The sequence below is a fragment of the Rossellomorea aquimaris genome (genome assembly GCF_008180865.1).
Taxonomy (GTDB): Bacteria; Bacillota; Bacilli; order Bacillales; family Bacillaceae_B; genus Rossellomorea; species Rossellomorea yichunensis.
This window is the reverse complement of sequence record NZ_VTEX01000006.1, coordinates 361,928-382,619: the sequence shown is the minus strand read 5'-3', so window position 1 is coordinate 382,619 and position 20,692 is coordinate 361,928. Positions and strand designations below refer to the sequence as shown.

19 protein-coding genes are annotated in these 20,692 nt (G+C 43.8%); 5 read left to right on the top strand and 14 right to left on the bottom strand.

The genetic code is table 11. The features are described 5' to 3' along the window. Nucleotides 1-131 precede the first annotated feature (131 nt). A complete protein-coding gene (locus FZC88_RS21975; protein WP_148996468.1) occupies nucleotides 132-1,604 on the top strand; it encodes a glycosyltransferase family protein in 1,473 nt (490 codons plus the stop codon). A gap of 97 nt (nucleotides 1,605-1,701) precedes the next feature. Here the strand turns inward: FZC88_RS21975 and sipW are convergent, their stop codons facing one another. From sipW to FZC88_RS24775, 4 genes are all read right to left on the bottom strand, one after another. After that, on the bottom strand, nucleotides 1,702-2,274 hold the full coding sequence (gene sipW / locus FZC88_RS21970; protein ID WP_148996467.1) for a signal peptidase I SipW: 573 nt from the start codon (nucleotides 2,272-2,274) through the stop codon (nucleotides 1,702-1,704). Between the two features lie 23 nt (nucleotides 2,275-2,297). Then, a complete protein-coding gene (tapA, locus tag FZC88_RS21965; RefSeq protein ID WP_187443727.1) occupies nucleotides 2,298-3,152 on the bottom strand; it encodes an amyloid fiber anchoring/assembly protein TapA in 855 nt (284 codons plus the stop codon). A gap of 126 nt (nucleotides 3,153-3,278) precedes the next feature. Next, complete coding sequence (locus tag FZC88_RS21960; RefSeq protein ID WP_148996465.1) at nucleotides 3,279-3,881, bottom strand: CalY family protein; 603 nt, start codon at nucleotides 3,879-3,881, stop codon at nucleotides 3,279-3,281. A 289-nt stretch (nucleotides 3,882-4,170) separates the two neighbouring features. Continuing rightward, entirely contained in the window at nucleotides 4,171-4,473 is a 303-nt protein-coding gene (locus FZC88_RS24775) for a DUF5658 family protein (RefSeq protein WP_222928954.1), read from the bottom strand. Between the two features lie 278 nt (nucleotides 4,474-4,751). Here FZC88_RS24775 and FZC88_RS21955 point away from each other — a divergent pair, with 278 nt between their 5' ends. Further along, complete coding sequence (locus FZC88_RS21955; RefSeq protein WP_148996464.1) at nucleotides 4,752-6,854, top strand: GDYXXLXY domain-containing protein; 2,103 nt, start codon at nucleotides 4,752-4,754, stop codon at nucleotides 6,852-6,854. Between the two features lie 176 nt (nucleotides 6,855-7,030). On the opposite strand, the gene nagA is transcribed toward FZC88_RS21955, so the two are convergent. The 10 genes from nagA to FZC88_RS21905 form a co-directional block, all read right to left on the bottom strand. Then, nucleotides 7,031-8,185: an N-acetylglucosamine-6-phosphate deacetylase gene (nagA, locus tag FZC88_RS21950; RefSeq protein WP_148996463.1), complete on the bottom strand. Its 1,155-nt coding sequence runs from the start codon at nucleotides 8,183-8,185 to the stop codon at nucleotides 7,031-7,033. Between the two features lie 61 nt (nucleotides 8,186-8,246). Beyond that, entirely contained in the window at nucleotides 8,247-9,164 is a 918-nt protein-coding gene (locus FZC88_RS21945) for an ROK family protein (RefSeq protein WP_148996462.1), read from the bottom strand. Next, nucleotides 9,142-10,113, bottom strand: coding sequence for a 1-phosphofructokinase (gene pfkB, locus FZC88_RS21940; RefSeq protein WP_187443726.1), 972 nt, complete (start codon nucleotides 10,111-10,113; stop codon nucleotides 9,142-9,144). The genes FZC88_RS21945 and pfkB overlap by 23 nt, the downstream gene beginning before the upstream one ends. Next, nucleotides 10,106-10,957 carry a tagatose-bisphosphate aldolase subunit GatY gene (gene gatY, locus FZC88_RS21935; protein WP_148996460.1) on the bottom strand — a complete coding sequence of 284 codons (852 nt, stop codon included), beginning with the start codon at nucleotides 10,955-10,957 and terminating at the stop codon, nucleotides 10,106-10,108. The genes pfkB and gatY overlap by 8 nt, the downstream gene beginning before the upstream one ends. Further along, entirely contained in the window at nucleotides 10,954-12,153 is a 1,200-nt protein-coding gene (locus FZC88_RS21930) for an SIS domain-containing protein (protein ID WP_148996459.1), read from the bottom strand. Before FZC88_RS21930 ends, gatY begins: the two co-directional genes overlap by 4 nt. Before the next feature lie 65 nt (nucleotides 12,154-12,218). Continuing rightward, entirely contained in the window at nucleotides 12,219-12,938 is a 720-nt protein-coding gene (locus FZC88_RS21925) for a GntR family transcriptional regulator (protein WP_148996458.1), read from the bottom strand. Between the two features lie 99 nt (nucleotides 12,939-13,037). Next, the gene (locus tag FZC88_RS21920) at nucleotides 13,038-14,297 is read right to left on the bottom strand and encodes a Gfo/Idh/MocA family protein (RefSeq protein WP_148996457.1); all 1,260 of its coding nucleotides are present in this window, start codon (nucleotides 14,295-14,297) and stop codon (nucleotides 13,038-13,040) included. Nucleotides 14,298-14,326: 29 nt separating this feature from the next. Next, the gene (locus FZC88_RS21915; RefSeq protein WP_148996456.1) at nucleotides 14,327-15,160 is read right to left on the bottom strand and encodes a carbohydrate ABC transporter permease; all 834 of its coding nucleotides are present in this window, start codon (nucleotides 15,158-15,160) and stop codon (nucleotides 14,327-14,329) included. 14 nt (nucleotides 15,161-15,174) lie between these two features. Further along, a complete protein-coding gene (locus FZC88_RS21910; protein ID WP_148996455.1) occupies nucleotides 15,175-16,116 on the bottom strand; it encodes a carbohydrate ABC transporter permease in 942 nt (313 codons plus the stop codon). A gap of 61 nt (nucleotides 16,117-16,177) precedes the next feature. After that, nucleotides 16,178-17,428, bottom strand: a complete 1,251-nt coding sequence (locus FZC88_RS21905; RefSeq protein ID WP_397541210.1) for an ABC transporter substrate-binding protein — start codon at nucleotides 17,426-17,428, stop codon at nucleotides 16,178-16,180. 463 nt (nucleotides 17,429-17,891) lie between these two features. Here FZC88_RS21905 and pgaC point away from each other — a divergent pair, with 463 nt between their 5' ends. The 3 genes from pgaC to FZC88_RS21890 all read left to right on the top strand — a co-directional run bounded on the left by pgaC (nucleotide 17,892) and on the right by FZC88_RS21890 (nucleotide 20,446). After that, nucleotides 17,892-19,127 carry a poly-beta-1,6-N-acetyl-D-glucosamine synthase gene (gene pgaC / locus FZC88_RS21900; protein ID WP_262372017.1) on the top strand — a complete coding sequence of 412 codons (1,236 nt, stop codon included), beginning with the start codon at nucleotides 17,892-17,894 and terminating at the stop codon, nucleotides 19,125-19,127. After that, nucleotides 19,124-19,480 carry a poly-beta-1,6-N-acetyl-D-glucosamine biosynthesis protein PgaD gene (gene pgaD, locus FZC88_RS21895; RefSeq protein ID WP_148996454.1) on the top strand — a complete coding sequence of 119 codons (357 nt, stop codon included), beginning with the start codon at nucleotides 19,124-19,126 and terminating at the stop codon, nucleotides 19,478-19,480. Before pgaC ends, pgaD begins: the two co-directional genes overlap by 4 nt. Before the next feature lie 69 nt (nucleotides 19,481-19,549). After that, nucleotides 19,550-20,446: a helix-turn-helix transcriptional regulator gene (locus tag FZC88_RS21890; protein ID WP_148996453.1), complete on the top strand. Its 897-nt coding sequence runs from the start codon at nucleotides 19,550-19,552 to the stop codon at nucleotides 20,444-20,446. Nucleotides 20,447-20,692: the final 246 nt, after the last annotated feature.

The following is a 20,692-nucleotide window of genomic DNA, read 5'->3' as shown; positions in this document are numbered from 1 at the left end:
TTTATATCAATCCTGGCAGCTACTGTATTGAAAAACTTTACAAATTTTTAACAATAGAATGGAGAAAAGAAGTCCCAAATGCTGTGCGCTTTGATATAGTAGAAATTGTATTTTTAAAAAGGAGGCAAATCATGGGTTCCCGGATCTTTCATTTTTTACATAGATTCATCTTCTACATCTTCTTTGCAGTGATACTACTTTTAGTAGGATTGAACATTTACATGAGTAGAGGATATAGTACGTTAAGTGTAGAACCACCGGCGTATTTCAATCTCATTACCCTGGTGATCGCCGTCCTATTAGCCATATTGGTATTCCGCTTTCGCAGGCATCTTGTGGCATTCCTCGAAAAAATCCCTTGGATATACGCGGTCATCGGACTATTGGGTGTGAGCCTGGTTCTGCAATTGCTCACAATAAAAGAATTGAACGTCAACCCTACCTGGGACTTTGGAGCAATCGTCGATAGCGCGAAGCTTTTCGTTGAAAAAGGGGAAATCGGGGACTATTTCACGATCTATCCCAATAACATACTGCTCGTCTGTATCCTTGCCGTGATTGGTAAGCTGACAACACCTGCACTTCTGGTCTTCCAGCTCTTTAACGTCATGATCATCACGATAAGCCAGTTTCTCATCTTTAGAATTGCTTCAAAGGTGGCCGGGAAAGCTGTCGGGATGGCAAGTCTACTGGTCAGCGTCCTGTTCTTTCCTTATTTCTTTTATGCACCCGTCGTCTATACGGATACCATTTCATTGATCTTTCTGCTATTGCCGTTACAGATATTGATCAATAAGGACGGGAAATTAAGAGGGGATTTGCTTGCCATCATTACAGCATCCGTCATCTTTTCTTTCGGGATGCTGTTAAAAGGCTCCCTGATCATTTTCACGATTGCCTTTACGATCGTTCTTTTTCTCTATATGAAAAAGTGGAAAAAGCTTTATATGCTCATTCCCTTCATCATCCTGCTGATAGTCAAAACCTTATTCACCAATGGAGTTTATCAGCTCGGGATTCTTGATAAGGAAATCGTCGAAAAGAGAAGCATGCCCGTCACCCATTGGATGGTGATGGGACAAAATAAAGACCGCTTCGGGAAGTACGCACAGACGGATGTGGACTTCACGACCAACCTCTTAAAGGAGTATCCAAGGGAAGAAGTCACTGAGGCACACATGAAGGAATTAAAAAATCGCCTTACGGAAAAGGGACTGGCGGGAAATATCGCGTTCAACATTGAAAAGATCGGTCACACCTGGACAGACGGAACCTATTATTCGTTAAATAAACTAAGAAGATACCCTGTCCATCCTGAAAATTTCCAACGCTTGACGGATTATAAATCCGGACATGTCGTCCAAGGTTATGCGAGGGTACAGCATCTCTTATTGTTCTTTGGTTTACTGTTGGCATTGAGGTTCAAAGGAAATCATCCCTTCATCTCCTTCGCCACCTTGTCCATCATCGGGTTCTTTCTTTTCTTCATCCTGTGGGAAACCCGCTCCCGCTACCTCGTCAGCCTCACCCCGCTCATCATCATGCTGAGCTGTATGGGGTATCTGGGACGGAGGGATGGGTCCCTAGACCCAGATCCTCAATAGACTGACAAATATAGTGGAGCCAAGGGACCTGTCCCCCTGGTTCCACACAAAAAAAGGAGACAAGAGATGTTTCCTCTTGTCCCCAGTCTAAATCAGGTTATGAAATATTTTTCTCAATGGATTCTTCTTTTCGGGAGGAAAGATCAATCGCGGAGATTGCTTTCCAGATTGTGTAGCCTGAGTAAAATAGGAGTAGTATCCCCGGGATGATAAACATCAATGCCCCGTTTTTCGAATTCATGAAATTCATGAAGTATCCAATATAGGGAATCGTGAACCCTTTGTATTCCGCCACTACATTTTCAGATAATACAGGTTCAAGATCCGGAGCATCATTATTGTCCCCTTTTGTCTTATACATCACATGTTCCCCGCTCTTCACCACTTCCAAAACCCTGTGAGTAATCAAAATGTTCTCTTTCTCTTTAAAAGTAATGACATCGCCTTCTTTAAAACGGGTCATATCTCCTCCGGGTTTCACCGCAATGATCGAACCCGTCTGGATATCAGGTTCCATCGACCCTGATAACACTGTCTTTATTTGATAGCCCATGAACTGGGGTTCTCCACCCGCTGCCTTGGATGAAACGACAACGAATATCATCATAAACAATACCGCATACAGAACAACCGTGATACTCGTACTTAGTATTTTTTTTGCCAGCTTCATATTTTCTCAACCTTACCTTTCTTTTACTCTTGATTACTGGTTTTATCAGGTGATGCAGGAGGTGGTTCTACCTGCTCATCTTCCTTGGCGGGAGGCGCTTCTGAAGATTGGACACTGGCTTCTGTAGTTTCGGGTTGTTCCTCCTCCACTTCCGGTTCTGGCTCAGCAGGGACTGCAGGCTCTTCTGGTTCTTGCTTCTCCTCTTCCTGTGGCGGAGGTACTTCCTTAATGTCCTCTTTACTTCCATCAGTAGCAGGATCAGGCTCGGTTACTTTCGGTTCTTCTTTTTTATCCGGCTGCTCAGGCTTACTTTCATCTCCGCCCTTATCCGGGGCTTTTGGTTTTTCTTCTGTGCAATTTACAGTAATCGTTTCACTCCATAATTCATGTCTGGTGTCTTCTTTGTTTCCGTGGCCGGGACGTTGGAGGGCTTTGAATTTATAGTTTCCGGGTTTAGTGATAGTCGCTTTTATTAAAGCGGTTTTCCCTTCAGCTATTGGCTGTATTTCTCCTTGTGCCACTTTATTTCCCTTTTTAGGATTCCCTGTAGCAGCATAGTAGACTTCATATTCAGTCGTTCCCTCCATGCTGCTGCCCGTGTTCTTTATGGAAGTAGATATTTCTCCTGGTGGACACATTTTAATAATTTTATCTTTATTAGGGAACATTAAAGAGCTTTTATCCCACGTACTCCATGTACCAACAGTGATTACACCGGTTACCTGGTCTTGATCATTAAAGTAGGCGCCGGTACTGCCGTCTATGAATGAAGTCGTGATCGAGATTGCGAACCAGATGGCCATAAGTTGGCAGAGCAGCTTCCACTTTTTAATGGGCGTTTTATGTTTTCTTGTTCTTAGGTATCTTATGGAGATCACATCCTTTGGATATGTGATGAAATTCAGTTTTCTGCAGAAGATAAAAGAATTCCCCTTTTAAATTCTGCAGAAAATTAAATTCAAGAAAGGTGGGTGGACCCCCACCTTTCTCATTTATATTTTTGCTTACCGCTCTTGGCCAGCTCCTTGTTTTCCTTCAAACGTCCATTTTAATTGTAAAGAGTCACCTTGGAACTGATTCTGGTCACTGCCACTTTCAACAAATTCGTATTGAACTACAAGAGTATCTGAAGTACCAGCTGCAAGCTTTCCTCCCTTTTCTCCCAACCAAGGGTAAAAAATATTCTGCTTAATTGCATCTGGTGTCATATTTTTTAATTGGTCCAAGGTTGTTTGGAAAATGACTGAATTTCCTACTTTATCTGCATTCCACAAGAAATTCACGCGAATATGTTTACCAAAGTCTTCTGAATTGGGAGCCGCTCCAGCTTTGTTTGTAACTGTATAATCTGTTTTTAATAGCACTTCAGCAATATCGAGGTTTCCATCATTCTTTAGTTGGAACGACCTATTCATCCAATCACCTGGTTTAATTTTATCAACATTAATTATTGTAGTAGGAGCAGCATTAAGATCCAACGTACCAGCTGCAAAAGTAGCATTTGCCTCTGCACTATCACTAAAGTACGCATATGTACCTCCTCCAACCAATGCCAATCCTAGTGCAGCTGATGCAACGCCCAACCCTAATTTTTGCTTAATACCCATCTCTAAATTCCTCCTCGTTTTCACTCTTATTATTTGGTTCGTTTCAAAGTTCTTTTTGTTCTTTTTAACGAACCTTACACTTGAAGTATAAGACATATGTCACGGGTTGAAAAACTTCAAATCCGGCCGTTTATTCGTTAAAAAGAACAACAAACGTTAATTATCTCGAATTATCTCTTTTTATCTTACTTTTTATTATTAAGAACAATTACTTACATTATAATGAACGGATAGTGTCAGAGGGACAGCTCCCTTGGACCAATGCCCATGAGGGGCAAGGTCCGTCCCTCTATATAATCTCCACAATCCAATACCCATGCAAAAGGCACGTGAAGGTATAAGAAACGGCAGCCACTCCTGCGACACTCAATAATAGTCTTGAAGATTTTTTCTTTGTATTTAAATAGAAGAGAAGAATAAGCAATAAGATGGAAAGTTGGATCTTGGTGAGCAGAAATAGCCAAGGTTGTGTGAGATACAGATAATTCATGAGGGGGTTGCTTTCTGTTATATAGTTTGAATGTAAACCATACATTGTGAGGGCCGCGTCTAAGAGGTTAAGAATGACTATGTAAAAGAGTAGTGGTCTCATGGGCTTTTATTCTCCTTTTTAGAAATTTTCTGCACCATTCGTTCTTATTAAAGAACATCAACTTAATCATAATATATTTAACCTTTAAATAACAATGAAAAGAACAATCAACCCTTCATTAAGAACAAATATTCTTGAAATCCCTATTACCTTTTAAATTCCCTATGTTTACAGAAACGGGATAAGGAGCCTGACCCTTCCTTCACATACCTATATTCTCTCCCCTCCTCATATATTAGAATAAGAGTATTGATTCAACTGAAAAAGGGGTGAACCGTATGAAAAAAATGATTTCACTGACGTATTTATTCGGGGTTGTGTTTCTTTTGGCCAGCGCACTTTATTTTTTCGCTTCCAACTGGCAGGTGTTTTCCCGATTGGAGAAAGTGACTTTGGCTGGATCTGTCATTATATTGTTTTATGGTGCTGCTTTTCTGTTGGACCGTGTATTGAAGGGTGCCCATTTCCTTTCAAACTGGTTGATGGTAAGCGGGGTGATCTCCTTCGGCTTATCCGTCGCTTTACTCGGTCAGCTGTACAATTCCCACGCCGACAGCTACTTATTATTTCTAATTTGGGCGATCCCGGCCTTCCTATTTAGCTTGTACACAAGGTACAGCGGTTTTTACGTATTAACCCATATCCTCATCCATTTAACTATTTACTTTTATCTGTTCCCTTCGTCTCCATTTGCCCACTGGACACTCAACCATACATGGATCGCGTTCGTAGTCGGAATTGTAAACACTCTCTTATTTCTGATCATAAAAAAAGGCTACATCCATTCAAAACCGCTGCTTTATCTGAGCCTGATCTCAGCCAATCTTCTCCTCATGGTCACTGCATTCGATAATGAGTATTCCGTTTTCTTCACCCTGTTTTATCTTTTAACACTAGCGCTTGGGGTGTATCGTTACTTTCAAAAAGAAACGTCCATCTTTATCATTCTTTCGATATTCGGAACGGGCTTTATCATCATCAAAATGTTCGAGTTGATGGCTCAGAATATGTCCAGCCTTTTCTTTGTCGGTCTTTTAGTAGCCGCTATTCTCTTATTAGCGGGAAGTGTATTCCTTGTTAACTATTTACGGAAGCATTCTTCTTCCCACCATTGGACAAAGGCGGTCTTCGTTGCAAGTGTCACGACCATTGCCTCTGTTTTCATCATTGCGTCTGTTTTCGGACTGCTCTCACTTCTCATGGTGGATGTCTCCATGGTCACTTTATTTGTATTCGCGACGGTATTCCTCGTCGTTCCAAGTACACTATCCAACTGGCCATCTCCTGTAAAGTATTCACTGATGATGACCGGTATCGTCATCGGGATGATCGCAAGTACGTTTGATGAATTTTCCTTTGTTATGTTCTTCGTTCTTGCCTATGTGTTTTATGTTGAGAAAAGGTTCGCCGCGAGGTTTGTATTCTACGTTCTGTTTCAATTGAACACAGCGATCTTCTTAGGGCAAACCTTGGACTTAGGCACTCATGCTCTCCTTGTCGTGATGGTGCTCATGAATGTTGCAGTATTCCTTCTTCTGAATAAAAAACATGTCATCCAGTATGGAGCGTTTCTCATTGGATTCTTTGCCTTTTTCTCGTTAACTGCCATCGATCTTTCATTGACGCTTCATATTGTCTATACCGCACTATTCTTTCTGACCGCTACGGGATGCGTCTATTTTTTCAAGAAACAGGATCGCACCTTATATTGGGTTTCATCCCTTGTGTTCTGGTTCATGCTTATCGTTCAACTCTATTACGATTTAGCCTGGAAGCTCGTTCATAAATCCCTGCTTTTTGCCGTGCTTTGCCTCCTCTTCTTCATAGTGGCGGTTTACCTGGACAGGAAGGTTGGGCATGACACAAGATCACACTCGTTGCTTGCAGGGAAAAGGATGGGTATCGTCCTCATCATCTGTCTTCAAGCAGTATGGATCGGGTATCAGGTCTATTCAAACGAAACCCTTTTACAAAACGGGGAAACGATTCTTTTAGAGCTTCAACCTGTCGATCCGAGATCTCTCCTCCAGGGTGACTATGTGGAATTGAATTACACAATTTCCGAGCTTCAAGAACCTTCCATCGAGGACAACGGCCCCATCACCATTGTGCTGAGGAAAAATACACAGGGAATCCACGAATATTCCGGTGTATATCGATTCAATGAAAACTGGAATACCCCTTACGAAAAGAAGCCGGGTGATGTCCTCTTAAATGGTAAGGTAACAAGCTATTGGGATAACACGGTCCAGGTCGTCTACGGAATCGAACATTTCTTCATCCCGGAAGGAACGGGCCTGGATGTGGAAGGAAAAGTGAAGTCTGCCGAGGTGATAGTGAGTGATAAGGGGGACGGGATATTGGAACGGTTGCTTGACTAGAGGAGTAGAAGCATAAGGACGGTTCTTATTCTCCCAAACACTCACCATTTTTGTGAAAAGCGTGGACAAAAAAAGAAGCAAGAGAACCGTCCCCTTGCTTCCCTTCTTCATAAACTCGAAGTTCTTAACTTTAAGAAGGGACCGAGGAGCCTATCTCCGTGGAAGCAGGGACAGAGCTACTGTCCCTGCTTCCCACCCCACACCATTTCCCCACCAACAAAGGTTGCTCGAACGTCCCACTTTTCATCAATCAACGCAATATTTGCCTTTTTCCCAATCTCTAAGCTGCCAACCTCGTGGTCAATATTGAGCAGCTTTGCCTGGTTTAGGCCAACCATGGGTAAAATCTCCTCAAGGGGTAGCTTCAATACTTCTTTCATATTTTTAAGGCATTCCAGTAAGTTGGTTGTACTTCCTGCCAAGGAGTTGGTGTCCACGGTCCTCGCGACTCGATCTTCGACTTTCACTTTCATTGTACCGAGGGTGTAATGGCCGTCAGGCAAGTCGGCTGCAGCCATGGAATCGCTGATTAAAAGGATTTTATCGCTTCCTTTTGTTTTATGTAATAGTTTGATGGCGCCTGGGTGGAGGTGATGAAGGTCGGCGATGCATTCACAAAGGCAGTCATCATTGGTCAGGACGGCCCCGACGCATCCCGGATCGCGGTGCTTGAATCCTCTCATTCCGTTGAAAGTATGCACTGCGATTCTTGCTCCGTGAGAGACAGCAAGATTCGTTGTTTCATAATCTGCGTTGGTATGCCCCATTGAAACCTGGATCCCCATACCCGTGAGATAATCGATGATCTCCATGGCATGTTCTTTTTCCGGGGCGATCGTCAGTACTTTTATAGTGTTATCCGAAGCATCGATCAACCCTTCTATCTCCTCCATTGATAGCTCTCGCATGTACTCTACGGGATGGGCGCCTTTATGTTCGGGTGTAATATAAGGACCTTCCACATAAGATCCAAGGATTTCGGCTCCAGTTGTTTGACCGATCGCTGTACTCACTGCTCCTACCGCCTTCCGGATGCTTTCCAGATTGTGAGTGAGTGTGGTGGGCAGGAATCCTGTTACTCCGTATTTCACCAGAGAGTTAGACATCTCTTGTAAAGAATGGACACTTCCATCCATGGTGTCATGTCCCGCTATGCCATGGATATGCAGGTCAATCATGCCAGGTATGGCGGAACAACCGGGGAATTCGATGATGTCACATGGAGGAGTTTTCTTAGTAATGCCTGAAATGCGCCAATCTTCCAAGAGCAGATACCCATTTTCAACGATTCCTTCCGGTGTATAAATGCGGCCGGCCTTCACGGCTTTCATTATCCTCATCCCCTTTTATTAAAATAAACAGAACAAGCAACACCATTATGGGTGCTGCTTCTTACACTGATTCTTTCATGTTCATCCGGTTTAAAGCCAAGTAACATGCTCCGTATAATCCTGCGTCATTTCCTAGAGAGGAAGCAATGACCGTATCCTCATTTCCATATACATCCATTACTTCTTTCCTTAATTGTATATTTATATCTTGAATAAAAGGACCCTCACCTTCCGTGATACCGCCCCCAATGATGATCTTTTCAGGGTTGAGAAGATGAATTACATTCGTTAATCCCATACTAATATAATGAATAAACCGTTCATATACGAGCAAAGCAACTGGATCTCCCTGCTTGACAAGCTCCATAATCGTTTCGCCGGAAACGTCCTCAACCGCCACTCCTTTTTGCTCCTTATAGTCTTGAACAAAAGCAGAAGTGGACGCATATCGTTCAAGGCAGCCTTTTCTGCCGCAGCTGCACGGCTTCCCACCTGCAACAATGACGGTATGACCCAGCTCACCCGCAAGTCCCGAAGAGCCATTGACGATCCTCCCATCCATCACGATGCTGCTGCCAATTCCAGTACCCAGTGTTAAGAAGACCGCGTTTCTCTTACCCTTGACAGCACCTTGCCACATCTCGCCAAGGCACGCACTTTTTACATCGTTTTCAACCGATACCGGTATTTGGGTCATGGAAAATAATATCTCTCCCAGCTTCATTCCACTATATCCTTTAATATTATTCGAGAATAATATCATTCCTTTCTCACGATCCACCAGACCGCAAGAAGAAATGCCAATGGCAGAGATATGAAAATCTTGCTGAAGCAATTTCACTTTGTTATTTAATACGTCAGGGATCTCATGGCTTGTGGGGGTTGCCATTTTACTTTTAACAAGAAGGTTACCCTTTGGATCAAAAACGCCATATTTAATAAACGTGCCTCCTATGTCAAAACAGACGATATGACTCATTTTCCATCCCCCCAATTCTTTCAACTACATCTATTTCCTTCACGAATCGTCGAATGTCCAACAGATTAACCTCACCCGTTTTTTCCATTATGGCGTTTGACATTCCACAAGCACAAGCCCATTTAAAGACTTCTTCAATCGGGAATCCATGGGAATACGCATAGGTAAACCCGGCGAGCATACTGTCCCCGGAACCAACGGGATTCACTGCTTTAACGTTAGGAACCTTTGCCCTCAGAACTCTTTTTTCACTAACTAAAATGGCCCCTTCTTCCCCCAGAGAAAGAAGCACATAATGTATTCCTTTATGACAAATTGCTTGGGCATGCCGTAACATATCATCGGTAGAGTCAAATGTTTTCCCTACCAACCTGGCAAATTCTTCTTTGTTCGGCTTGATCAAAAAAGGTTTTCCTGCGATCCCTTCGGCAAGTGCCGGTCCACTTGTATCCAATAACAAACGAACTCCTTTTTGATTGGCCTTCTTTGAGAGCTCACTGTAAAAGCCAGTAGGGACTCCTTCTGGCAAACTGCCGGAAACGACGACAAAATCTACGGTATCCAGAATCGAAGAGAAGGTTCGATCAAAAATTTCTAACTCATTGCTTGGAATAAAGGGACCCGTTTCCAGAATTTCGGTCTGACCTTCCTTTGATAGAATGGCCAGACACGTTCTAGTCTCTCCTTTAATGGGGACAAATGAAGTGTGTACCTTCAAATGAGATAATTCGCTTTCAATCCACTCCCCGCTCTTTCCACCCAGGAAACCGGTACAAGTAGCCTTCTGCCCCAATCGGGATAGAACCCTGGTGACGTTAAGACCTTTCCCACCTGCCGATTTTTCAATGGAAGAAACACGATTGACCCCGCCCATTTGAAACTGGGACAGTGTATATCTAACGTCTATCGCCGGATTTAAAGTGACCGTCGCAATCGTGGGACTAGCCACGATTAAAGCTGCCGCACAGCTTGATTTTGTCTGCTACAACCTTTTTCATCCCAGCGACGGCATCCGTGAAATAATAGCGGGGGTCATCGGCTTCCGGGTTTGCTTTCAGATAGCTGCGGAGCCCTTTCACAAATGCCATCTTCAGCTCCGTCGCCACATTCACTTTGCAAATTCCCCTCTCAATGGTCTTGCGGACAAGCTCATCGGGCAATCCCGATGCCCCGTGGAGAACAAGGGGGATATCGACTTCCTGCTGGATCGCCGACAACCGGTCGATATCGAGCTTAGGTTCACCTTTATAAAGTCCATGAGCCGTCCCGATCGCCACAGCCAGAGAATCAATGCCTGTTCTCGTTACAAACTCCTTTGCCTGTTTGGGGTTGGTATAGATTTGATCCCTTTCGTCCACTACCAAATCATCTTCCATTCCACTTAGACGACCAAGCTCGGCTTCAACCGTCACACCGAACGGGGCAGCATACTCTACAATTTCCCTGACAATCCGGATGTTCTCGTCGAAAGAATAATGGGAGGCATCGATCATGACAGATGGAACACCCATATGAATGAGGTTCTTGATATCATCCAGGTTTTCATGATGATCAAGGTGAAAGCAAACCGGGATATCATAGCTCTTCCTTGCCGCTTCCATCATCTTGATCAGGAACTCCTTCCCCATATATCGGACGGTACCGGGCGTAGCCGCGATCATGACGGGTGAACGGAGGTCCCGGGCGGTTTCCAGAACCGCTTTGAGCGTTTCGAGATTGTGAATATTAAAGGCAGGCACAGCGTAGCCTTTCGACTGAGCATCCACAAGAATCCTACTTCTTGAAACAATCATACCCTTCCTCCTCCATTCCGATAAGGATAAATCGTGACACCTTTTACGACCCGGTTGACGAGCCCCGAGGGAGATGGATTATCCGGGGAAAGTCCCAGATGCATGGATTTACAAAGGGCGAACTGCTGGGCGTACATGACATATGGAAACGCAAGGAATATATCCTCTTGAACCGTCTCCAAGCCGGTATTCAAGAACAGGTCACTGTAACGTTCAGCGACTTCATCATGATAAGAGGAGATTGCCACCACCTTCCCTCGCTTTTGTTCATGGTATAGCTCCTTCAATAAATCCAAATCATATTTTCTCGTGTACGGATGGCAGGATAAGAAAACGAAGACGATTGTCTCTTCATCTAAGATCGATTTCGGGCCGTGACGGAATCCCAGCGGTGAATCAAAGAATGCCGGAATCATACCTCCCGTTAATTCCAACAGTTTTAAAGATGACTCCCTTGCAAGCCCCTGGAAAACACCTGAGCCTAAATATACAACCTTCGAAAACGTGGAGGAAGCAAGCGCTTCTAACTCTGTCTTTCCGGTCTCGATAATTTTTTCACCTGCCGAACCTATTTCCTTCACAGTCTTCTCAAGAGTATGAATGTGCTCCGGCTGGAAAAGGAGCAGGACCGAAAGGAGCATGGTCGTAAAGCTGCTCGTCATCGCAAACCCTTGATCATTCGCTTCCTTCGGCATGTAGATGACCAGGTGATCCGGATTCCCCTTCTTCTTCTCAGCCAGTAAACCATCACGATTACACGTAATGGCGATACCGTAAAAATCATCAATGATTTGCTCCCCCAACTCAACCGCCCCAACGCTTTCAGGGCTGTTACCGGAACGGGCAAAAGAAATCATCAGGGTCGGAAAATCCTTGTTCAAATACTCATATGGATTGGAGACAATATCGGTCGTGGCGATGCTTTCTACCGTCCATTTCTTATTCTTGACCATTGCCTTTATGGACGTAAGAACGGTTTCCCCGACAAAAGCAGACGTTCCCGCTCCAGTCAAAATCACTCGAAGATGAGGATGTCTTTCCTCCAATTTCTTGAGAAATTTCATCAGTGTATCTCTATGTTCAAGCAGGATTTCAACGGTTTCTTTCCAAAGTCTTGGTTGTTGAGCTATTTCTCTTGTTGTATGGATGGCACCGGGATCATTTGGTTCCCATTTATTTGATTGTATAAGTTCCATACCCATTCCTCCAAAACTGTTAATGTCATCATTACCAGTTAAGCGAAATAGATACTCGAAAGCACCTACTTCAATTCAACTGTGTACGTAAATTTATCTCCCCTTGCGATGGAGATGGTATATTCAATGACGTCTTGATCTTCATACGTAATACGCTCCAGTCGGAGACACGGTGAGTTTTCTTCAATGGTCAGCATGGCGGCTGCCTGTCTTTCCGCGCTGACAGCATTGAAGCTTTCCAGTGCTCTAGTGATCGTCACATCGTATTGGGACCGAAAGATTTCATACATTGGCGTATATTCCAATTGTTCCTTCGTGAGATTGGTAAAACGCCCTACCGGAACATATGAGGTTTCATAAATCATCGGTTCTTCGTCAGCAAGTCTCAATCTCGTGATCTTGAATACTTCTTCTTCCACCGGCAGTTTCATAGATTTCGAAATCGTGCTGTCACAAGGTACTTTTTCAAATGAAACGACCTGTGTGGAAGGATGTTTCCCGATTTTCTTCATTTCTTCTGTGAAGCTGTAGAACTCAACAAGGCTCTGCTTATAGGTCTTCGGCGAAACATAGGATCCCTTGCCGTGAACCTTATAGATGTAGCCGCCCTTTTCAAGCTCCTGCATCGTTTGCCTTACCGTCGTTCGGCTCACTTTGTATGTTTCACACAGCTCCCGTTCAGAGGGTAACTGCTCCTGCTCCGCAAGTTCACCCTTCTCGATCTTTTCGAGAAGGATATCCATCAGCTGATAATATAATGGTAAGCGATTATCTTTTTCTATCATGTTAAACTCCTTTAGTGGTATCTTTGTCATAACCATTTGTATACTCATTATACATAAAATTGCGACAATTATCACTTGATGCCATGATAGAAGTTTTGATTAAGCATTTTCTTTTGCCTTTTCCAATTCTTCAATATATTTTTTTAATTCGATCGTCGCACCTGACAGTCTCGATTCCTCCGCTGCAAAGGCAATCAAATGACTTTGAGAAGAGAGTCTGGCAGATGTTAATGTTCCTTTATCCTTCGTGCGGACCCGGTTGATAAAATCCTGCATGATACTCGTATCAGCACCCATGTGACCGCCATCCACGGTTGGAGGATGGATCACTTCCTTTTTCCCGGTAAAATGCTTGATGATTAATTCGTTATCTGCGTCATGACCTGTAATTTCCCCTTTTGTTCCCATGATCTTGAAGTTTCGATACGTTTCCTTCGTAAAGGCAGTCATCGTGAACGACACCGTCACATCCCCGTCAAATAATAAATTGACGACTTGATGGTCCACCACATCATTGTCGCACCGGTATACGCAGCGGCCGTAAGGACCTTCCTGGATCGCCTTCAAGCGGCTTTCGATACTGGGACTTGCCGAAACAACATTCGCCGGCCACACATCCCGGTCATGAAGATACCACTTCGCAGCGGAATACGGACATTCTTTCTCCACCTTACAGCCATCCAGACAGCGGTGGGTCGATCCCTCAGGAGCGTTCTCCTCTTTAAAATAGGTGAGACTTCCATAGGACGAAACGCTCTTACATTCCGTTCCGATCAACCAGGCGAGCATATCCATATCATGACAGCTCTTCTGAAGAATCATCGGACTTGATTCCTTCGAATTGCGCCAATTTCCACGGACAAAGCTATGAGCCTGATGGAAATAACCGACATTCTCATTCCATTGAACCGAGACAATATCCCCGATCACCTTCCGATCAATCACTTCTTTAAGAGACTGATAGAACGGAGCATATCTCATCACATGGCATACACTGAGGAGCGTGTCATGCTTTTCGGCCGCTTCTGCGATGGCCAACGTTTCAATGGGGCTCGGTGACATCGGTTTCTCCAGTAGAATGCTATATCCCTTTTCCATGGCACGCATGACAGGTTTATAATGATCCCGGTCCGGGCTGCATATAAGCAGGGCTTCACCTACCCTTTCTTGATCCAACAGGTCCGGCCAGTCTTCAAATCTCATATTCTCAGGGATTCCATGTGCTTCTGCAAATTTCTCCCGCTTCTCTTTATCCGGTTCTGCTACCGCGATAAACTCGATTTCATGAGGATACTGGAGGGCATAGGACCCATACGCATAGAATCCCCTGCTCCCAGCCCCTATTAATGCTGCTTTCATTGTCATTCCTCCCTTAGTTGCCTACCAACTTATTTTCCACCGGTGATTGCAATTCCTTCTATAAATTGCTTCTGTAATATGATAAATAGAATCAACATCGGTAACACGGCCAAGAATGACCCTGCCATCAAGATCGGATAGTTGGTGCCATACTGCCCCTGTAAAGATGATAATCCCACTGCCAGTGTCATGGCTTCAGGTGAACTATTCACGATCATCGGCCACATCAGTTCATTCCAGGACCATAGAATCGTGAAGATCCCAAGGGCGATCAAACCCGGCTTGGCGAGTGGCAGCATGATGCGCCAATAGATTTGAAAATGATTGCATCCGTCAAGTCTGGCCGCCTCCTCAAGCTCCTTCGGTAACCCCATGAAGAATTGCCTTAAGAGAAATGTTCCGAAGGCACTAAATAACCCGGGAACCACAACGGCTTGCAGAGTATTTAGCCATCCCAGCTTCACCATGATCATGTATTGAGGAAGCAGGAATACCTGACCTGGTACCATCAATACGGACAAAGCCAGTACGAACAGGAGATTCCTTCCGGGAAACACGATCCGCGCAAAGGCATAGGCAGCCAGTGAGCAGAGAAATAACTGCCCCGCCGTCCGTAGTACCGTAATGATAAATGTGTTCATCATAAATTTAAAGAATGGCAGCAGAGTGAATACCTCTTGATAATTCTTCCACTGAAAGTCTTCCGGTATCATCACAGGCGGAACCTGAATGGACTCTGCATAGGTTTTCAGTGACGTCAGAATCATCCAGATAAAGGGAAACAACATGACAATCGAGCCCATGATCAGGATGAAATGGATGAGAAACGTCTTACTCCTTACAAACTGAATCGATTTCTGCATAGGTCATTCCCTCCTCAATCATAATGGACCCACTTCTTTTGCAGGGCCATCTGGATCACCGTGATGATGAGAATCACCACTAGTAATAACACCGCAATGGCTGCTGCATATCCTTTATCATTTAAAACAAAGGCATGCTGATAGAACAAATACACAATGGATTGAGTATTCTCCAGCGCCGTACTGCTTTTACTGATCATCATAAAGATCAGGTCGAAGAATTGAAATGCTCCGATCAACGACATGATCGACACGAAGAAAATGACCGGTGATAGAAGCGGCAAGGTAATTTTAAAGAACATCGTAACGGGACCTGCCCCATCCATTTCAGCTGCTTCATAATACGTTTTCGGGATCCCCTGCAGGCCCGATAAAAAAATGACCATGTTATACCCGATCCCGCTCCAAATCGCCACAGCAATAATCGAATACAACGCGATATTTGGATTCGTCAACCATTGTGGACCTTCTATCCCGATAAAGGACAGCAGGTAATTCAACAAGCCGAAATCCGAATTGTATAACCATTTCCACACCATGGCGATCGCTGCAGGCATGGTAATGACGGGCAGGAAGTACAGCGTCCGATAAATCGTCGTCCCCTTAATCTTTTGATTGAGCAAAACGGCGACAAGGATCGAAAGGAAAATACCCAACGGAACGGTAAATAGGATATAGATCCCTGTATTCTTGAATGATTGCAGAAGATTCACATCTGTAAGCATCCTTGTATAATTCTTCAGCCCGATCCATTCGTATGTCCCAAATGCCCCCCACTCGGTAAAGCTGAAGTAAAAGGTCTGAAGCATCGGCCATAAATAAAAAACAAAGAGACCTATCATCGTCGGAGCGATCATGATATAAGCCCATAAATAGTCAGAACGTTTCTTCGTACTCGCATATGAAAGCACGTGAAGCTTTCGTTTCGTTTCAACCTGGAGAGGAAGCGGTTCCATTTCATTTCTCCTCCTTTGTCAGGAAATGAAGAGAAGAAACACTCTTCCCTTCTTTCCTTTCCTACTCTTCCAGTTCTTTATTCGCTTTATCCGCAAGCTCCTTTACTACTTTCTCCACACTCTCTTCACCGGCCCAAGCCTTCTTGAGGATATCCGTTTCATGCTGCCAGATCGGCCCTGTGTTTTTCACACTTGGAAGCGGATTCGAATACTCAGCTCCGTCGATATACGCTTGAAGGTTCAACTCCGGAACAGAATTCATCCAGGCCTCCTGCGTACCGTTAAAGGCAGGTATGACCGTACCTGTTTCGGCAAACACTTCGGCTGCCTCTTTCGAACCAAGGAACTTCACAAACTCCCACGCAGCTTCTTTATGCTTGGTATTGGCTGCGATGACATTGGACAATCCATGAATCGAAACAGCCCTCTGCTTTCCTTTTGGCAGAACCGCTACGTCCAAATCAGGATTCTTCTTATATTCCGGTACCATCCAGGGACCATCGAACATCATGGCGATCTTTCCGGATGAGAACAGATCCGATGCTGCCGTTTCATTCATCTGTGCTTGAGTCGGAGACATTCCCTCTTCGATGAAACTAATATTGTATTTCAAAGCCTCGATCGCTTCAGGCTGATCAAACCCTACCGATTTTCCATCCTCTGAAATTACGTGTCCTCCGTTCTGCCAAATCAAATCGTAGTAACCACCTTGATTCCCCATCACTGCAGCAAAGCCCCATACTCCTTTATCCTTGTTCGTCAGTTTCTTCGCCGCTTCCTTTAACATATCCCAATCCCATGTATCATCAGGATAAGGGACACCGGCCTCGTCGAAAATTTTCTTGTTATACCACAGTCCCGTCGTATCATAATCCTTAGGTATTCCATATACCTCATCATTTACCGTATACAGATCAATAAGCGACTCAGGATAATTATCCAGGCTGTAATCATCTTTCTCGGCAAGGTCGCTCAGTGGCAGAAGCACCTTCCCTTCCGCATATTGAACAATATGAGGACCATTCATCCATAACACATCAGGCAATGCTCCTCCTGTTGCGGCAGTTTCGAGCTTCTGAAAATACTGCCCGTATGGGATCAGCTCCGTCTTCACCTTAATGTCCGGATGTTCTTCATTAAACTGTTTAATGATCTCTTCAATCGCAGGTACTTGCTTCTTATCCCAGAACCCATAACTGATCTCGACCTTTCCGTCCTTCGATTCCCCTGAAGAAGTGTCACTGCAACCTGCCAGCAACCCAAACACCCCAAGCACTAACGATAGTAAAACCATAAGACCCTTTCTCACCATGTTTCCCCCTCTTTCTTCAAGTGATATTCCTATACAGCTACCTGCCTTAATAATTGTCATGATGTTATTACCAGTTGAAGTATAAGGCGTTGTATGACCTGGTAAGAAACCGAGGATGTCCCGTCTTAGTAATGATGTCATTACCAGTTAAACAAAGTATATCACCTTCATTCAAGAAGATGAACGTTTTTATTTAAATTTTCTAAAAATTATATCGACAGGATTCTACAAAACTCCTTTTTCATTAATATCCCAATTACACCAACAATATTTTCATCAAGTAACGACGAAAGACCTTTCAAAGAGTTTCATTGGCCCCCTTTATATGATTCAATCATCTAGAAGCTGTTTCTTAACCCATCGAAAACATAACCCGTATGTACGTTAAATAATAAAAGACCCTATCATTCTACTATTCATAGCCTCGCTTACTTATCTATTGAACCGCGAAGGAGGTCAGAAATTGCTCAGTACAATCATACATTCCGTTGGAAACTTTCTTTTCATTTATCCTTTGTTCATGAGCCTTGTTTGGATCATTTCGGGTCTACTCTTCTATATTAGACGTGAAAGAAAACCGATGGACATACAAGACAACTTGGAGGAGCTTCCTTTCGTCTCCATTCTTTTGCCTTGTTACAATGAAGAAGCTCACATTGAGAAGACGGTTAAGGAATTAAATAACATCAACTATAAACATTATGAAATAATCGTGATCAACGATGGCAGCACTGATGGAACACAAGACATTTTATCCGTGTTGACCCGCTCGATTGATCGGCTAAAAGTAATCAACATTATAGAAAACAAAGGAAAAGCAAATGCCTTATATTATGGAACCATCGCCTCGAAAGGTGAAATTGTAGTGACGATGGATAGTGATGCCATGTTGGATAGAAATGCGTTACTCTATATGATCCCTCATTTCACAACTCCCAGAAATAGTGAACGTGTAGGGGCAGTTACCGGGAATCCTCGTGTTCGTAACAGGCAATCCTTATTGGGAAAAATCCAGGTGGTGGAATACTCTTCCATTATAGGCTTAATTAAACGATCTCAAAGAATTTTAGGCAAGATGATGACCGTTTCAGGAGTTTTCGTTGCCTTTCGGAAAAAAGCCCTTCTTGACGTCAACTTTTGGGACAAGGATTTAATCACGGATGATATCGGAATCACCTGGAAACTTCAGGAACGGTTCTGGGATGTACGGTACGAACCAAGAGCATTGTGCTGGATGCTGGTCCCGGAAACGCTAAAAGGTTTATTAAATCAGAGGATCAGATGGGCGCAAGGGGGAATGGAAGTGCTCATAAGGCATAGATCCATCTTTAAGGATTTCAGACAAAGAAGATTATATCCCGTTTATATCGAACAGACTCTCAGCATCCTATGGTCAATATCTTGGATGTTCTATCTCATTTATCTAGTATTCTTTGGATTTTCTCCTTCTATGCTGTTCTACGGTGCCTATATTGCCTTCATCTCATTAATTCAATTAATGGTCGCTTTATTCATTGATAGACATTACGAAGAAAAACTCCTCCAATACGTATGGTGGGCAGGATGGTATCCAATGGTTTACTGGATGGTCAGTATATTCGCACTGGTTCCAGCCATCCCGAAAGCCTTTAGAATACTCACATCAAAGAAATCGGAATATGCCATTTGGGAAAGTCCGGATAGAGGGAAACAGACATGATGATCGAAAGAAAACAGAAGAATAAGCGAGTGATTGCCCATCTCATCAGTGGATTGATATGGTTAATCATCATAGTATTAAACGGATTCCTTTTCACTCCAGCCTTTGACTTTATCACATCATTCAGTCACATTGCCTTTTTACAATTTGCCCTCCCTTTGACTGTCATGTTTATCATTTTCATCGCGATCCTATCATTTGGGTGGAGCTTCTATAATAAAAAACGTTTTGGCAAGCTAAACAGGCGTAGAATGCCTGATGAAGTAACACTGGAAGACCTCGAAGAAGCAATCCCCGAAAGGAATGGAACCCTTACGGAACTTCAATCGCAGAAATGGACGAATATTGGGTGAATTGGGGGCGGGGGACAGGACCTTCATCAGTTAAAATAAGAGAATGGATTGGTACGTGGAGGTGAGGAGATGGACTATTCAGTTATTGGAAAGAAGATAAAAGAGTTGAGGAAAGTGGTAGGGTTAACGCAGGGGGATTTGGCTGAAGACATTTGCACGCAGGCTCTCATCAGCCGGATGGAGAAGGGAGATATCTACCCTAGTGCAACAGCGTTATATCAAATTTCCTTAAAGCTTGGAGTGGATGTAAACTACTTCTTTGAAGTCGGGACCACTCCTCGCATCGATTATTTTCGAGAGGTAGAAAGACAATTGAGGGGTTTTCGATTGAAACGAAGATTTACTGAAATGATGGAAATGGTCAGGACAGAATTAAAAAATCCATTTTTCAATAAAGATAACGATAAGCTTCAACTCCTTTACTGGCATAAAGCCATCTATCTATTTGAAATCGAGAAAGATGCAGAGTCTGCTTTCTCCTTATTGGAACAAGCATATCAGCTGACGGCCCATCAAAAAAAAGCTGCTACAGAAAGAGAGATGGAAATCCTGATGACCATCGGGACGTGGGAAACCCTATTACACCGTCACGAAGAGTCGCTCCGCTTTTATCAAAAAGTAGAAGCGATCATGAGTCACACACAGCAACTCATGGATAAATCGATTAAGACCCGATTATTTTATAACATCGCCCGGGTCCTGACACAGCTGGGTCGCTATGAAGAGTCCATTGAGTATTGCCTGAAGGCGATCAAGTGGTGCCTGGATGAAGAGCATCTTTGGGGGCTCGGGGAGCTGCATTATCATGTGGGATACAATCACGAAATGGACGGGGACTATGAGAAGGCACTGCCCTATGTCGAGAAGGCGATCCAAATGTTCCAATTGAGGAATGATGACACCCATAGCGCATTCCTGGAGCGGAGGAAACAAGAAATTGTGAGCAAAATTAAAGGCGGGGATTGAACGGGAAGCAGCCATCATGACAACGTCGCCCCTTCCTTCTCAAGCCCTCCATATGTGGTGTCTGTATGATTAACTAAACACTTGTTTACCCTCTTAGCCCCCATGATGTCAACGTTCACATCGTATAATCAAACGTTTGTTTAAATAGATTCTCAAGTGGATGACCGCTCTTCCCCATTCTCCACTACACGTATCAATCCATACTTCTTCTATCGCTTAATGAACCGATTGATCCAATCAGGAGAA